The sequence below is a fragment of the Arthrobacter psychrolactophilus genome (assembly GCF_003219795.1).
In the GTDB taxonomy this organism is placed as follows: domain Bacteria; phylum Actinomycetota; class Actinomycetes; order Actinomycetales; family Micrococcaceae; genus Specibacter; species Specibacter psychrolactophilus.
Map to the genome: position 1 here is coordinate 45,093 of NZ_QJVC01000010.1, position 15,319 is coordinate 60,411.

The 15,319-nt window shown below is 63.8% G+C and carries 13 protein-coding genes and 1 riboswitch; of the genes, 7 read left to right on the plus strand and 6 right to left on the minus strand.

What is annotated here, in order from left to right; genetic code table 11:
• Positions 1–10 precede the first annotated feature (10 nt).
• On the plus strand, positions 11–760 hold the full coding sequence (locus CVS30_RS11105) for an SGNH/GDSL hydrolase family protein (RefSeq protein WP_110485401.1): 750 nt from the start codon (positions 11–13) through the stop codon (positions 758–760).
• Between the two features lie 99 nt (positions 761–859).
• On the plus strand, positions 860–1,282 hold the full coding sequence (locus CVS30_RS11110) for a hypothetical protein (RefSeq protein ID WP_146233387.1): 423 nt from the start codon (positions 860–862) through the stop codon (positions 1,280–1,282).
• Between the two features lie 108 nt (positions 1,283–1,390).
• Here CVS30_RS11110 and metX read toward each other — a convergent pair whose 3' ends face one another.
• From metX to CVS30_RS11125, 3 genes are all read right to left on the minus strand, one after another.
• Entirely contained in the window at positions 1,391–2,536 is a 1,146-nt protein-coding gene (metX, locus tag CVS30_RS11115) for a homoserine O-acetyltransferase MetX (protein ID WP_110485447.1), read from the minus strand.
• 57 nt (positions 2,537–2,593) lie between these two features.
• Positions 2,594–3,916 carry a bifunctional o-acetylhomoserine/o-acetylserine sulfhydrylase gene (locus CVS30_RS11120; protein ID WP_110485403.1) on the minus strand — a complete coding sequence of 441 codons (1,323 nt, stop codon included), beginning with the start codon at positions 3,914–3,916 and terminating at the stop codon, positions 2,594–2,596.
• A 77-nt stretch (positions 3,917–3,993) separates the two neighbouring features.
• Positions 3,994–4,110: riboswitch (SAM riboswitch) on the minus strand.
• Positions 4,111–4,409: 299 nt separating this feature from the next.
• Entirely contained in the window at positions 4,410–6,896 is a 2,487-nt protein-coding gene (locus CVS30_RS11125; RefSeq protein ID WP_110485404.1) for a Tex family protein, read from the minus strand.
• Between the two features lie 113 nt (positions 6,897–7,009).
• On the opposite strand from CVS30_RS11125, the gene CVS30_RS11130 reads away from it, so the two are divergent.
• Positions 7,010–7,648, plus strand: coding sequence for a VOC family protein (locus tag CVS30_RS11130; protein WP_110485405.1), 639 nt, complete (start codon positions 7,010–7,012; stop codon positions 7,646–7,648).
• 75 nt (positions 7,649–7,723) lie between these two features.
• On the opposite strand, the gene CVS30_RS11135 is transcribed toward CVS30_RS11130, so the two are convergent.
• Positions 7,724–8,587, minus strand: coding sequence for a CPBP family intramembrane glutamic endopeptidase (locus CVS30_RS11135; protein ID WP_110485448.1), 864 nt, complete (start codon positions 8,585–8,587; stop codon positions 7,724–7,726).
• A 48-nt stretch (positions 8,588–8,635) separates the two neighbouring features.
• On the opposite strand from CVS30_RS11135, the gene CVS30_RS11140 reads away from it, so the two are divergent.
• From CVS30_RS11140 to efeB, 4 genes are all read left to right on the plus strand, one after another.
• On the plus strand, positions 8,636–9,313 hold the full coding sequence (locus CVS30_RS11140; RefSeq protein ID WP_245934561.1) for a phosphoglycerate mutase family protein: 678 nt from the start codon (positions 8,636–8,638) through the stop codon (positions 9,311–9,313).
• 119 nt (positions 9,314–9,432) lie between these two features.
• Positions 9,433–11,028 (plus strand): iron uptake transporter permease EfeU, encoded by a 1,596-nt coding sequence (gene efeU / locus CVS30_RS11145; RefSeq protein WP_110485407.1) that lies wholly within the window; start codon positions 9,433–9,435, stop codon positions 11,026–11,028.
• 86 nt (positions 11,029–11,114) lie between these two features.
• The gene (gene efeO, locus CVS30_RS11150; protein ID WP_110485408.1) at positions 11,115–12,335 is read left to right on the plus strand and encodes an iron uptake system protein EfeO; all 1,221 of its coding nucleotides are present in this window, start codon (positions 11,115–11,117) and stop codon (positions 12,333–12,335) included.
• Complete coding sequence (efeB, locus tag CVS30_RS11155; protein WP_110485409.1) at positions 12,336–13,613, plus strand: iron uptake transporter deferrochelatase/peroxidase subunit; 1,278 nt, start codon at positions 12,336–12,338, stop codon at positions 13,611–13,613.
• A gap of 15 nt (positions 13,614–13,628) precedes the next feature.
• Here the strand turns inward: efeB and CVS30_RS11160 are convergent, their stop codons facing one another.
• Positions 13,629–14,420: a DeoR/GlpR family DNA-binding transcription regulator gene (locus tag CVS30_RS11160; RefSeq protein ID WP_110485410.1), complete on the minus strand. Its 792-nt coding sequence runs from the start codon at positions 14,418–14,420 to the stop codon at positions 13,629–13,631.
• A gap of 29 nt (positions 14,421–14,449) precedes the next feature.
• Positions 14,450–15,307, minus strand: coding sequence for a class II fructose-bisphosphate aldolase (locus CVS30_RS11165; protein WP_110485411.1), 858 nt, complete (start codon positions 15,305–15,307; stop codon positions 14,450–14,452).
• Positions 15,308–15,319: the final 12 nt, after the last annotated feature.

A 15,319-nucleotide genomic window follows, 5' to 3' on the forward strand; every position in this document is an offset into this window, starting at 1 on the left:
CTATGTCGCCATGGGCGATTCCTTCACGGAAGGCATTGGCGACCCGGAACCGAGCAGCCCCGGGGGCCACCGCGGTTGGGCCGATCGCGTTGCCGAACAGCTCGGCCAGAAAACAGAAGACTTCAAGTACGCCAATCTTGCCATTCGCGGCCGACTCCTCGGACAGATCTTGAGCGAGCAACTGGAACCAGCGCTGGCCCTGAAACCAGACCTCATCAGCATCTCAGCTGGCGGTAACGACCTTATCCGCCCCGGCTCGGATCCGGACGCTCTCGCAGATCAGCTCGACCAGGCGGTCGGCACGATGGCAGCTAGCGGCGCCACCGTGTTGCTGCTCAACGGCCCCGATATTCGCGACACCCCCGTGCTGGGCATGGTGCGCGGCCGGGTGGCCATCTATAACGAAAACCTGCGCACTATCGCCGCCCGCCATGATGCCATCGTGGGCGATATGTGGTCGCTGCGACAGCTGTCCGACACCCGGATGTGGGATGCGGACCGGCTCCACTTCTCGCCTCTTGGCCATCACACGATCGCCATGATGGTCCTGGAGGCGCTCAACGTTGAACACACCCTCCTGCCGCAGGAACCCATCGCTTTGCCGCCGCGTCGCTGGCAGGAAGCCCGGACCGAGGATCTTGTCTGGGCCCGGGAATTCTTGTTCCCGTGGGTGCTGCGCCGACTGCGCCACCAATCCTCCGGCGACGGGATCTCCGCCAAACGTCCCCTTCCCGGACCCGTATTTGGGCCCGAGAAGTAGCCACCTCCGCAACACGGGAAGTTTGCTGATTTTCCGGGCTAGGATGAGGGTAGGCGCCTATTTTGGCACCCTATCTAGAAGAGGTGCGTTGTGCCGGTCATGATCGATTCCTTGGCGATGGATACCGCTGCTTCGTCTTCTGGTTCCTTTAGCATCCAACCATATTTTGTCTTGGTGATTATTGCCGTTGTCATGATCAGCTCGTTCCTTAAAGCTGCGGCACGCAAGAAGCGGGCCCGCCAGACGAATGTCATGCCAACCATCACCAGCGTGCCGGGGCGTGCGGGCGTTGCGCACCAGCCGATGGCCGCCCCCTATGTTGGGACGCTTCTCAACGGCGTTCCGCTGGCGAACTACGATTCGTCCCACGGCCATCAGACCACAGGTTTTGCCAATGAGCGGATGCGCGCCGAGGCCGAGCTCAAGCGCCAGCTCGATGCCCTAGACACGGCCCGACGCGCGGGACAGGTCACGGCCGAGCAGTATGCCGTCCACCGCGAGGCAATCTTTAAGAACTTCTAGGGCCGACGGCGGAGGCTGGCTTGGCTAGGGGCACCAGCAAGAGGGGCACCACCGCGGGAATTTTTCCTCCCGCAGAGATGCCCCTCTTGCCCTCGCTTGTCCCGCAGGTTAGTCCTTGACGAACCATTCGCGCAGGAACTGCCCCACCGCGCCGACCTCCGTCAGGAAGCCGTCGTGTCCAATGGGCGAATCGATGCTCCGCACCGTCACCGCACCCGGAAGCGCCGCGGCCAAGGTTGCAGATTGTGCCGGGAAATACAGCCGATCGCTGTTGACGGCGGCAACGATAAATTCAATCCCCTGGGTCACGGCCAAAGCCTCAACAAGTGTTCCGCGACCGCGGCTCACATCGTGACTCATGAGCGCCTCGGAAATGACGATGTAGCTATTGGCATCAAAGCGGCCCACGAGCTTATGTGCCTGGTGATCCAAATAGCTCTCGACCTGATACCTGCCCAAAGCGTTAGCCGCCGTGCGCTCGTGCGTGATGGTCCCGCCGTCGTCCTGGGCCTTGCGAGCAAAGCGATGCTCCAACTCCGCCTCGGAGCGGTAGGTGATGTGGGCAATCCGGCGCGCCAAGCCGAGGCCTGTGGTGGGGGCCGCGCCGTCGTAATAGTCGCCGTTGGCAAAGTTCGGGTCCTGGCGAATCGCGAGCACCTGGGCCTGGGCGAAGGCGATCTGCTCAGCCGTGCTGGCAGCGCAGGACGCCACCACGGCACAGCGCTGCACCCGCTCCGGGTACGTGGCAGCCCATTCCAGGGCACGCGCACCGCCCATGGAACCGCCGATGACCGAATGCCATGTTGAGATCCCCAACTTATCGGCCAATCCAGCCTCGGCCTGCACCGAATCTCGGATCGTCACGAAGGGGAACCGGGATCCGTAGGGGTGACCGTCCTCGGCGATGCTGGAGGGGCCGGTCGTGCCATAGCAGCCGCCGAGCATGTTAGCGCTAACCACAAAGTACTTCGTGGTGTCGATGACCTCGCCCGGGCCAACGAGGCCCTCCCACCAACCGTCTTCCTCGGACTCGCCGCGGCTGACGTGGGTGCTCCCCGTGAGTGCGTGCTGGATGAGCACGGCATTGTCACCGGCCGCGTTGAGCGTTCCCCAGCATTCAAAAGCCATCGTCACCGACGGCAGAACTCCCCCGGCCTCCAGCTCGAGCGAGCCGATGGAGACCGAACGCAGCACGCCGCCACCGGGCCCGACGGCGACCGACCAAGGGCCGCCGTCGGATCCGGGAGAAGCCAGTTCAACGTCAGGGGAAAACGAGTTCCGCTCCGATGCCGAGTGAATCACTTGAGTCACTTAGTTCACTGAAGACTTTGCTGCGCGGAATCCGGCCTCAAGGTCAGCGATGATGTCGGCGATGTTTTCCAAGCCCACCGAGAGGCGAACCAGGCCCGGACGCACACCAGCGGCCAGCTGCTGCTCGGGAGAGAGCTGAGCGTGGGTCGTGGACGCCGGGTGGATGACCAAGGAGCGCACATCACCGAGGTTGGCCACGTGGGAGTGCAGCTCCAGGCCATCGACAAAACGCTTGCCAGCCTCGGCGCCGCCCTTGATATCAAAGGCCACCACCGCGCCGGTGCCCTTAGAGCTGTACTTCTGGCCACGCTCAAACCACGGGCTCGACGGGATGCCCGCGTAAGCCACAGCCTCCACGTTTTCATTTTCTTCAAGCCAGGTGGCAACCTCGACGGCGTTACTTACGTGACGCTCGACGCGCAGGCTCAAGGTTTCGATACCCTGGGCGATGAGGAAAGCGTTGAAGGGCGACACAGCGGCACCGAGGTCGCGCAGCAACTGCACACGAGCCTTCAAGATGTACGCCAGGTTCGCACCCAAGGCGCTACCAACACCCAGATCGCGGGCGAACACCAAACCGTTGTAGGTCTCGTCCGGGGTGTTGAAACCGGGGAACTTTTCCGGGTTGGCAGCGAAGTCGAACTTGCCGCCGTCGACAATCACACCAGCGATGGCGTTACCGTGACCGCCCAGGTACTTGGTGGCGGAGTGGATGACAATGTCGGCACCCCATTCCAGCGGACGGATCAGGTACGGGGTGGCGAGGGTGTTATCCACGAGCAAAGGCACGCCGGCCTCGTGAGCGACGGCGCTGACACCCTCGATGTCCAAAATGTCCTGGCGCGGGTTGGAGACAACCTCGCCGAAGAATGCCTTGGTGTTGGGGCGAACCGCTGCACGCCACTCATCCAAGTTATCGGGATCGGAGACGAAGGTGACCTCGATGCCCAACTTCTTGAAGCTGTGCGCCAGCAGGTTGTACGAGCCGCCGTAAATGCTGGGGCTGGAGACGATGTGGTCGCCAACTTCGGCAATGTTCAGCAGGGCAAAAGTGGTTGCGGCCTGACCCGAGGCCAGCAGCAACGCGCCCACACCGCCTTCGAGGTTGGCAACACGCTGCTCCACGGCGTCGGTGGTGGGGTTACCAATGCGGGTGTAGATCGGTTCCAGCTCGGCTAGGGCAAAGCGAGCCGCAGCACTTTCTGCGGAGGGGAATACAAAGGACGTCGTCTGGAAGATCGGCAGGGCCCGGGCGCCGTTGGCGGGATCGGGCTGCTGGCCTGCGTGGATCTGACGGGTTTCAAATGACCAACCGTTACTCATTGGATGGATTCCTTCACACTAGAGGCCTGCGGCAAAGCGCTCCTGTAGTCACTACTACGGAGGGCTTTGTCGTCGATGGCCCGCGCTTGCACCAAAACCGGTCGGTTTGGCGCCAGGTCTTCACCCGGGGCACCCCGCCGCGGAAGGAGGGTTGCCGGTCAGCAAGCCGGGGCTTTTTGCTGACACTCATGACCTACATCTAGTGTGGGAGATCCGGCCGTGAAGTCGCAAGAATATGACGAATTTGTGACTACCGGCGAATATCTGCTTGAAATTGTGCCAAGAAAGTGCCACGTGGCGAATATCTGCACATTCCCGGAGTGTTGGGTGCCGAATCGTCGGTTCCGAGCGCACCACCGCTATAGCTGGGCGCGCTCGCTATAGCTGGGGGTTCTCGCTATAGCGCGACCTATAGCGAGAACCCCCAGCTATAGCGAAAGCTCCCAATCATGGCATTTTTCGACGCTGCCGCCGGCTATCTGTCCAAACCCGCCTATTTGCCCAACCCTGCGCGGCGCAGCGCCTCGGCCATCGCAGTGTTGGCCGCTGGAGGGGTGGTTGCCGGGCGGGCCGGACGATTCCCACTGTGCGAGCCGCCACGGGCGCCGCCCTGGTGACCACCCTGTCGAGGTGAGGGCCGACCGGACGTGCGGGAGCCGACGTCGGACGTGGCAGTGTCCGCAGGAGACGCGGACCCCTTAAACGCAGTAACCGACGTACCGGAAGGAGCTCCCGCCGTGTCATCCAGGCGCAGGGTGAGTGAGATGCGCTTGCGGTCGGGCTCCACCTCGAGCACCTTCACGCGCACCACCTGGCCGGACTTGACCACGGTGCGCGGGTCCGAGACGAAGAAGTTGCTCATGGCCGAGACGTGCACGAGCCCGTCCTGGTGCACGCCGATGTCCACGAACGCCCCGAACGCGGCCACATTGGAGACCGTCCCCTCGAGAATCATGCCGGGGCGCAGATCGGTGATCTTCTCGATGCCGTCGGTGAAGGTGGCGGTCTCAAAGCGCGGACGCGGATCACGGCCGGGCTTCTGCAGCTCGGCCACAATGTCGGCCACGGTAGGCACGCCAAAATCGCCCTCGACGAAGTCGGCCGGATTGACGGCGGCCACGGCCGAAACCCCAGCGGTAATCTCACTCGGCATGGCCCCCACCGCGGCGAGGATCTTGCGCGCCACCCCATAGGCCTCGGGGTGCACGCTCGAGGCGTCCAGCGGCTCGGATCCCCCTGTGATCCGCAGGAATCCGGCACATTGTTCGTAGGCCTTGGGGCCGAGCCGCGCCACCTTGAGCAGCTCGCGACGCTTGCCGAACGGGCCGTGTTCATTGCGGTGAGCCACGATGTTTTCGCTCAGGAGAGGCCCGACGCCGGCCACCCTCGCCAAGAGCGCGGGCGAGGCCGTGTTGAGGTCAACGCCCACGGCGTTGACACAGTCCTCCACGACGGCACCCAGCGAGCGCTCGAGTTTCGCCGGGGTGAGATCGTGCTGATACTGGCCGACGCCGATGGACTTGGGATCGATCTTGACGAGCTCAGCCAGCGGGTCCTGCAGTCGACGGGCAATCGAGACGGCGCCACGCAGGGACACGTCCATGCCGGGCAGTTCGGCACTGGCCAGCGCCGAGGCCGAATACACGGAGGCCCCCGCCTCAGACACCACGAGCTTGGTGACCTGACGCTCGGGAGCGAGGCGCTTGAGCTCGGCGACAAGTTCCGCGGCGAGCTTGTCGGTCTCCCGGCTCGCGGTGCCGTTGCCAATCGCCACGAGCTCCACCTTGTGGGCTTGCGCGAGCGTGACGAGCGTTGCCAGCGCCTCATTCCAGCGCTTGGCCGGGGCATGCGGGTAAATCGTGTCCGTGGCGGCAACCTTGCCCGTGCCATCCACGACGGCCACCTTCGTGCCCGTGCGCAGGCCCGGGTCCAGGCCCAGAGTCGCCCGGTTACCGGCCGGGGCCGCCAAAAGTACGTCACGCAGATTTGCCGCGAAGACCCGGACGGATTCTTCCTCGGCACTTTGGAACAAACGCACCCGGAGGTCAACCGACAACCGGGTCAGAATACGGGTGCGCCAGGCCAGCTTGGCACTTGTCATGAGCCAGCTATCGGCAGCCCGGCCGGAGTCACTGATGCCCAGGGATCGCGCCACGGCATTTTCATAGCCAGCCCGGGCCTGCGCCTGTGCCTCCGCATCGCGCGGATCGGCTTCCGATAGATCGAGTGAGAGGACGCCTTCCTTCTCACCGCGCAGCAGCGCTAGGACCCGGTGGCTGGGCAGCGTGTGCGGAGGCTGCGCAAAGTCAAAGTAATCCTTGAACTTTTCGCCCTCCCCCGACTTGCCGGCCTTGACCGCAGAACGCAGCCGCCCCTTCTTCCAGAGCCGCTCACGCAAATCACCTACGAGCGACGCATCCTGCCCGGCCCGTTCGATGAGAATCGACCGGGCACCGGCCAGCGCATCATCGGCCGAGCCCACACCACGGGACGCATCGACGAAGGCATCGGCCTCAACCGCAGGGAACCTTGAAGTATCTCGCAACAAGACATCCAACAGCGGCTCCAGGCCGGCCTCACGGGCAGCATCAGCCTTGGTCTTGCGAGTGGATTTGTACGGCAAGTAAAGATCTTCGAGCTCTGACTTCGTCGCTGCATCCTCGACGGCGCGACGGAGCGCCGCCGTGAGCTTACCCAGCCCAAAGATCGTTTCCAGCACCACGATCCGACGCGCCTCGAGATCACGCAAGTACCGCAGGCGCTCCTCGAGCTCTCGCAGCTGGGCGTCATCGAGGGTCCCGGTCGCTTCTTTCCTGTACCGGGCAATAAAGGGTACGCTCGCGCCGTCGTCCATCAAGGTGATGGCAGCGCGAACCTGGGCTGGACGCACGCCAAGTTCCGCGGCAATCGCGGCACTGATGCGGGCTTCTTGGGCAGCGGCGGTGGGCAAGGACAGGGGTGCGGCGGAAGTGTCAGTCACACCCCAATTCTGCCCCACGCGGGGCGTGCCTGGCTCCTCACGAGATAGCACGTCCTATGTGGCTTAGGTAACACTAAGTCGAGAGCCCGATCACAAAGTGCCAAGATGAAGTTATGCGAATGGATCATGTTTCTTATGCCAGTGAATCAGATGGATTAGCTGCCACCACGGAGCGAATCGCAACAGCCCTCGGGGTCGATGCAGTGCGCGGCGGAGTTCACCCGCGTTTCGGCACCCGCAATATGATTATTCCCCTTACGGACCACCACTATGTCGAGATTGTGGAGTGCCTCAATCACCCGGCATCGGACAAGGCTCCGTTCGGCCAGGCCGTCAAGGCGCGCTCGGCTGCAGGCGGAGGGTGGATGGGTTGGTGCGTCGCTGTCGAGGATTTGGCTCCCTTTGAGGAGCGCCTGGGCCGCAGCGCAGTTCCGGGCAACCGCAAGTTCCCCGATGGTCAGGAGTTGGTCTGGCAGCAGATCGGCATCAAGGGCCTCATCGCGGATCCGCAGGTTCCCTACATGCTCAAGTGGGAAGGCGATCCGGCGTTGCACCCCTCCCAGGCCCGCCCGTCCTCCGTGCGCCTGTCCTCGCTCACCATCGCCGGAAGCGCCGAGCGCGTGACCGAATGGTTGGGCGAGCCGGTCGAGGCGCCCCTGAACGACGTAGCCGTGGAGTGGATTGCACCTCGCGGGACCCCCGGCATCATGTCTGTCACCTTTGAAACGGCCACTGGCCCGGTGACGATCTAGTTTCCACCCGTCGACCCGTCAGCTAACGCCCTTTTGAACGCTCAAAAGGGCGTTAGCTGACGGGTCGATGGGCATTTAGCCCCCAAAGCCCAGCGCGGGCCCCAGAGTGAATGCCGCGATGTCGATCAGGGCGTGCGCCACGACCAGCGGAGCCACGCGGCCGTACTTTTTGTACACCCACCCGAACAGCAGCCCCATGGCAAAGTTCCCCAGGAACGGCCCAAATCCCTGGTAGGCGTGATAGGCGCCGCGCAACACGGCGCTCAGCACAATCGCCACCCACGGCCCCAGCCCGATCTTCTGCAAGCGCCCGATCAGATAGCCGTTGAGCACAACCTCCTCGAGCACGCCGGCCCGGATCGCCGAGAGCACCAGCACCGGAATGGTCCACCAATACTGATTCAGGGAGCTCGGGACGATCTCCAGCGTCACACCCAGCGCCCGCCCCGCCGCGTAGAGCCCCAGCGACGGCACCCCGATGATGACCAGCAGCCCCAGCGCCCCGAGCCCGTCGCGCACGGGATGCCGCAAGTCCAACCCGATCGTGCGGAACACGGATTTCCCCGGCTCGGCCAGTAGATACAACACGAGCATGACCGGCACCAGGGCGAAGAAAATGTCCATGAGTTGGTAGCTGAGATCGAAGAACTCCCGGTTGTTGCGGACCACGTTTAGCTGCGCGGTCCCCTCCGCGAGCGGCGCCCGGCTCATCGACTCCAGCAGCGACATGATCGAAAACGCCGCCGATTTCCCGAGCGAAACACCCAGCACCAGCAGTACCTCGAAGATCAGCCGCTGCCGCGATTTACTCCCCCAGCCCTGATGGTCGACGTCGAACCCCGCACCTTGCGCTGGTGGCGCGCCGGTCCCCAGGGTGGTTGCCACCGGGATGGGAGCGCCCGGAACGGATGGCGTGAGGGCGGGCACAGGTTCAGTCATATAGGCAATCATGCCTGTCGCAGCGGTTTTTCGCATAGGCTCGGTGGCATGAGCGCTCCCCGACAAATCATCATGATCCGCCACGGACAGTCTGAAGCCAATGTAGATCAGACGCTCTACAACCGGCTGCCCGACTATCGCATCCCCTTGACCGAGCTGGGCGTCGCTCAGGCCAAGGCGACGGGCGAGCAGGTGCGGCGGCAGCTGAACGGGGAAAAGGTTCGGGTGTATGTTTCCCCGTATCTGCGTGCCTATCAAACGCTGGAGGCCATGGATATCGGCGATCTCATCGAGACCACCATGGAGGAGCCCCGCCTGCGCGAACAAGACTGGGCGAACTTTCAAAACCCAGCGGAGATCGCCGATCAAAAGGAACTGCGCAACGCTTACGGGCATTTCTTCTATCGCTTCCGCGAGGGAGAGTCCGGCTCGGACGTGTACGACCGCGTCTCGTCTTTCATGGAAACCCTCTTCCGCCATTGGTCCCGCAGCGATACCACCCCCAACACCTTGCTGGTCACCCATGGCCTGACCATGCGCTTGTTTTGCATGCGCTGGTTCCACTGGTCTGTTGAGTACTTTGAGTCGCTCAACAACCCTGGCAACGCCGAAACCCGAACCTTAATCAGGGACGGCAACCGCTATGTTTTGGATGTCCCCTTCGATCAGTGGACGCCGGCGGAACCCGGAAAGACCGTGCTCGACGCTCCCGAGCACATCTGGTAGCGAACAATACGCAACGCCTTGCTGGCCTAATTATTATTTTCGGGATCATAAGGGTAGCCTTGCCTGAGAGCTGAGGCACACCACAGCTTCTCTACCTCTTTGGATCCCGGAGTATTTGGGTGCTTGCAACACTTGTTATCGGTCTGCGCGAAGGACTCGAAGCCGCATTGATCGTCGGCATGATCGCCGCATTCCTACGCCGCAATGGCGTCTCCCTCAAGCCCATGTGGCTCGGCGTGGGAGCCGCCGCGCTTCTGAGCGCCCTCGTCGGCGTCATCTTGGAAGTCGTCTCCGCCGCCCTGCCGCAACAGCAGCAAGAAGCCATGGAAACCGTCATCGGCGCCGTGGCTGTGGTGATCGTGACGTTCATGATCCTGTGGATGAGCAAGAACTCGCGCTCCATGAAATCCACCCTCGAGGCCCATGCGGGATCTGCCCTCAAGGGTGGCTCCGTGCTAGCTCTGGCCGGCATGGCCTTCCTTGCCGTCCTGCGCGAGGGCGTGGAAACGGCCGTCTTCATGGTGGCCGCCTTCCAATCCTCGCTCAGCCCCCTGGCCGCTGGCATGGGCGCCGTGCTCGGACTGGGCATCGCCAGCGGCATCGGTTTCCTGCTCTTCCGCGGCGCCATCAAGCTCAATCTCGCGAAATTCTTCAAGGCCACGGGCGTCTTCCTGGTCTTCGTCGCGGCCGGCCTGGTCATGAAATCCCTCCGCACGGCGCACGAAGCCGGATGGGTCAACGTCGGCCAGGACCTCACCGTCAACCTCGCCTGGCTGGCCCCCAACGGCAGCGCCCGAGCCGCCATCCTCACCGGCGTCTTCGGCATCCCGAGCGACCCGCGCCTCGTGGAACTCCTCGGCTGGGCGCTTTATCTGATCCCCATGCTCGCGTTTATCCTATGGCCCGCCACTTTCCGCCCTGCCGCCGTATCCCTCCCCCGCCTGCAATTCATCGCGGCCGGAGCGCTCGGCGCCGCCGCCTTGACCCTGATCGTCACGGCCCCCTTGGCCATTCCGCATGCCCCTCTGACGGCAAGTTCGACGCCGATCACCTCCTCCGCATCACAGGCGCAGCTTTCGCTGCGCCTCCTCGCGAGCGACACCTCCGCGGCGGCTGCATCCGGTCTCCAGGCAGGATCCGGCTCGGCCGGCTCCGCCAAGACCCTCATCGTGACCGGAGCCGACGGCACCGAAACCAGCTACCCCCTCACCGCCCAGGGCACCGAGTCGCACGCCGGCCGCACCACCAAGGTGTACACGGCAGAATCCGCCAGCACCGACGCCACGGAGCCGAGCTCGCTGACCGTCAAGGCCCTCGCGGAGATCAACGGCGGCCGCATGCCGGTGGGTATCAGCGCCTCCAATAACCCCGGCCCCTTCGCCGCCGCCTGGACACATCAGGGCAGCATCACCCTCTGGCTCGTCCAGGATTCCATCGTCGACGCTATCAATACTCAGGGCGCCACACTGACCCTGAGCGGTGGCGGTCTGAGCACTCCCCGCACCGTGACGGTCTCCGGTCAAGATGGTTGGGCCGTTCCCGAGGAACATGTCACCGCCGCCGTGAGCGAACTGAACACCTTTGAAGCGGCCAGCCGCGAGAACGTGCTCTGGTCCCGTTACCTGCCGGCCGTGTTTGTCCTGGCCGCCATAGTGCTGCTCGCCGCCGGGCGCCGCAATCGCCGCCAGCTGCTCGTCACCGCACCCTCCCCGTAACTCTTCCTCCTCGGCGATCCCCTTTTGGGGCATTCGCCGCTTTTGTGCACCCCTTTGCAGTTTTTCACCCCACCAAAAGGACTTCCATGCTCTCCTCTTCACCCCGCCCCTTCCGCTCACTGGCACCCGCCTTGATCGCCGGAGCCGCCGTTTTGACGCTCTCCCTGTCCGCGTGCGGCAGCGCGGCCACCACCGACACCGCCGCGGCAGCCAAGGGCGACGCCGCGTCGGTCAGCAATGGCGCAGCCCAGATTGCCGTTAGCGTTGAAAAGGTCGACGGCGAGGACCAGTGTGTGCCGGACTTCGCTTCCGCCCCGGCTGGCCCGGTCACGTTCACTATCTCCAACAAGGACGCCTCGGCCATCAGCGAGGTGGAGCTGCTCAGCGACAAGCGCATCCTCGGTGAGCGTGAAAACGTCATCCCGGGCTTGAAGGCCGTCAGCTTCACCGTGACGCTGGCCGGTGGCGAATACCAGCTCTACTGCCCCGGCGCCGCAAGTGAATACCAGCCGTTTACCGTCACGGGATCGGCAGCCTCGGCCGCCGCCAACGGTCTCAGCGGTCTCCTCAAGGAAGGAACGGCGGGCTACGCCACGTACGTTTCGGGTCAGGTCGATTCCCTCGTGCTCGCCGTCGCCGCACTCCAGGGCGCCGTCGACTCCGGCGATGTGGCCGCCAGCCAGAAGGCCTACGCCGAGGCTCGCCCGTTCTTCGAGCGGATCGAACCGGTCGCCGAGAGCTTCCCTGATCTGGACCCCGCGCTTGACCTGCGCGTGGCCGACGTCGAGCCCGGCACCGAATGGACCGGCTTCCACCCGCTGGAAAAGGACCTCTTTGAGTCCAAGGCCATCACGGATTCCTCCAAGGCACTCGCTGCCGGAATCGTCAAGAACGTGGCCACCTTGAAGTCCCTCACGGCTGAGCTGGAGTACCAGCCGGAGGAGCTGGCCAATGGCGCCAGCGGACTCCTGGAAGAAGTCCAGTCCTCCAAGATCACCGGCGAGGAAGAGGCCTATTCCAAGCTGGACCTCGTGGACTTCGCGGCCAACATCGAGGGCTCACAGCAGGCGTTTGAGTACCTCAAGCCGGCCCTGAAGGACATCGACGCCACCTTGACCGATCAGATCTCGGCCCAGTTCGAGACTGTCAACACGGCACTGGAAAGCTACAAGGACGCTGACGCCCTGGGCGGTTTCAAGGCGTACACGGAGGAACTGAAGAAGTCGGACGCTGCCAAGCTCACGGCCCTCATCCAGTCCCTGCAGGCTCCCCTGGCCAAGATTTCCGAGAAAGTAGCCACGGTTTAAATGTCTGAATCCATCCCGGCCGCCGACACTCTCTCGCGCCGCACCTTCTTTAACGGGACTGCGGCCGTGGCCGGTGTCGGCGGCCTGGTGCTCGGCGCCGGAGGTGCCCTCGCTGGAACCGCAGCCAAGGCACCTGCCGCATTGTCCGACGTCGACCTTATGGCCCAGCGCGCTACCCTGAGCTACCCCTTTTATGGGGGGCACCAGGCCGGCATCGAGACGCCCCCGCAGGACCACCTGGTCTTCACCGCCTTCGACGTCACGGCCCTGACCGCCGTGGAGTTGCAGCTCGTGCTGGCGAAGTGGTCGGCCGCGATGGCGGAGCTGACGGCGGGCGCACCCGTGGGCAAGATCCAGCCCGAGCGCGAGCAGGGCATCCCCGTCGACACGGGCGAGGCCACCGATATGGGGCCGCAGGGTTTGACGTTGACGCTGGGCTTTGGGCCGTCGCTCTTTGACGAGCGCTTTGGCCTGGAGAAGTTCAAGCCGCTGAACTTTGCCGACCTTCCGGCAATGGCCGGCGAATCCTTGAATCCGGCGCTGATGGGCGGGGATCTGTGCATTCAGGCCTGCGCAAATGACCCGCAGGTGGCCTATCATGCGGTCCGAAATCTGGCCCGCATGGCGCGCACAGCCGTGCGCACCAAGTGGACGGTGCTGGGCTTTGGCCGCGCCTCGGCCGGTGCCGCACAAAGCACGCCCCGGAATCTCATGGGGTTCAAGGACGGCACGCGCAATGCCAGCGGCGGCGTTGATTTTGACGAGCATGTTTGGGTGGGTGACGAAGCCGGCCAGCCGTGGATGGTGGGCGGCAGCTACCTCGTGGCCCGCAAGATTCACATGCTCATCGAGACCTGGGACGAAGATCCCATCGGCGATCAGCAAAGCATCTTTGGCCGCGACAAGAAGCAGGGCGCTCCCCTGTCCGGGACAGCGGAGCACGATGTGCCCGATTTCCACGCAACAGTGGACGGCACCCCGGTCATTGCCGCCGATTCGCACATCGCCCTAGCCGCGCATGAAAACAACAACGGCCTGAAGATCCTGCGCCGCGGCTACAACTTCACCGACGGGCTCGATTCCGTGGGTCGCCTCGATGCCGGGCTGATGTTCCTGAGCTTCCAAAAGAGCCCGGAACAATTCATCACGCTGCAACGCAAGCTCGGCAGCTCCGATCGGCTCAACGAGTACATCCGGCACGTAGGCTCGGGCGTCTTCGCCGTGCCGGCCGGAATTCCTGCCGCCGGAAGTTACTACGGCAAGGAATTCTTCGCCTAAAGCGGTGCTGCCGGGCTAGAGTGCCGGGGCCACAATCACGTTGGTCCCGGCCTCCTGGAAGGCTGCCATCTGTTCAGCCGTGATGCGTGAGTCCGTGATTAGATGGCGGAAGTCGTGCTCCTGCATCGTGGCAAAAGCCCGCTTGCCGATCTTGGACGCGTCGGCCAGAATGTACGACTCCGAGGAGCGCATGGCCATCTTGGAATTGATCGACGCCTCGCCCTCATCGTTCGTGGTGGGCCCGGAACCGGGTTCAATGCCATTGACGCCGATGAAGGCAATGTCCAGGGCCACGCGATCCAAAATGGTGTCGGCGTACGGACCCACCAGCTCGTACGAGCGTGGGTTCACGATGCCGCCGGTCACCATGATCTTAAAGTTCGGCCGGATAGCCAACTGTGCCGCGATATTGATGGCGTTGGTGACCACCGTCAGGGTGGGCCTGTTGGACTGCACCATGAGATCTTCACGTGTGGAGAGCACCTGCGCCAGCGCTGTGCTCGTAGTGCCACCACACAGCCCAATGACGGCGCCCTTGGGAATCAAGGCGCTGGCGGCATGGGCGATCTGCTGCTTTTCATCGGCAAAGTCATCGCGGTTATACCGACCGGGAAGATCGTAGGAGACCGAACCACTCCGTGCCCCTCCGCGAGTTCGCGTGAGCAGGCGTTCGTTGGCGAGGGAGTCAAGGTCGCGGCGTGCCGTGGCGGGAGAGACCGCCAGCTTCTCCACGATTTCCTCAACCTCTACCTGGCCAGCGGCAGCCAGGATGTCCAAGATCGCCGTGAGTCGTTCATTTCTGTTCATGATTCTTATCCTAGGTGGCCAGCAGGCCCTCAGGCCTCATTCTGGGCGGGAGTCACACCAGCAAAAACGTTGAGCAGGCGCGAAACTTCCGGGATGAGGGCCGCGCGTCCGGCTCCGAGATACTTACGGGAGTCTACGACGGCCGGGTTTTCATCCAGGTAGCTGCGCACGGCCCGCGTGAAGAAACCGTTCAGGTGGGTGGAAACGTTGATCTTGGTCATGCCTGCGGCAATGGCCGCGACAATATTCTCATCCGAGACACCCGAGGAACCGTGCAGCACCAGCGGCACGTCCAGGGCAGCCTTGAGCTCGGCAATCCGGGCCAGGTTCAAGGCCGCGCTGCGTTCGGTCATGGCGTGTGAAGAGCCCACCGCAACGGCGAGGGCATCAACGCCGGTGGCGGCAACAAAGGCCACGGCCTCGGCCGGATCGGTCAAAACACCCGGCGCATGGGCACCGTCCTTGCCGCCGACCTTCCCCAGCTCCGCCTCGACGTACACGCCCCGAGCGTGGGCATAGGCGGCCACGCGAGCCGTCACCTCCACATTGTGGGCATACTCGAGGTGGGCGCCGTCGAACATGATGGAGCCAAAGCCGAGGTCCACCGCCTGGTAGGCCAGGGCCTCATCCTCGGCATGATCCAGGTGCACGGCAACCGGCACTGATGCTTTGCGGGCGGCGGCCAGGGTGGCCAGGGCAACAGGCTCGAGCCCGCCGTGGAACTTGGCGCAGTTCTCGGAGATCTGCAAGATGACGGGCCGGCCGGCGGCCTCCGCTCCCCCGATCAAACCCTCGATGGTTTCCAGGTGAATCACGTTGAACGCGCCCTGGCCGGTGCCAGCCTTCGCCGCTAGATCCATGATGTCGCGAGTGTTTGTCAAAGCCATGAAGTGCGTTCC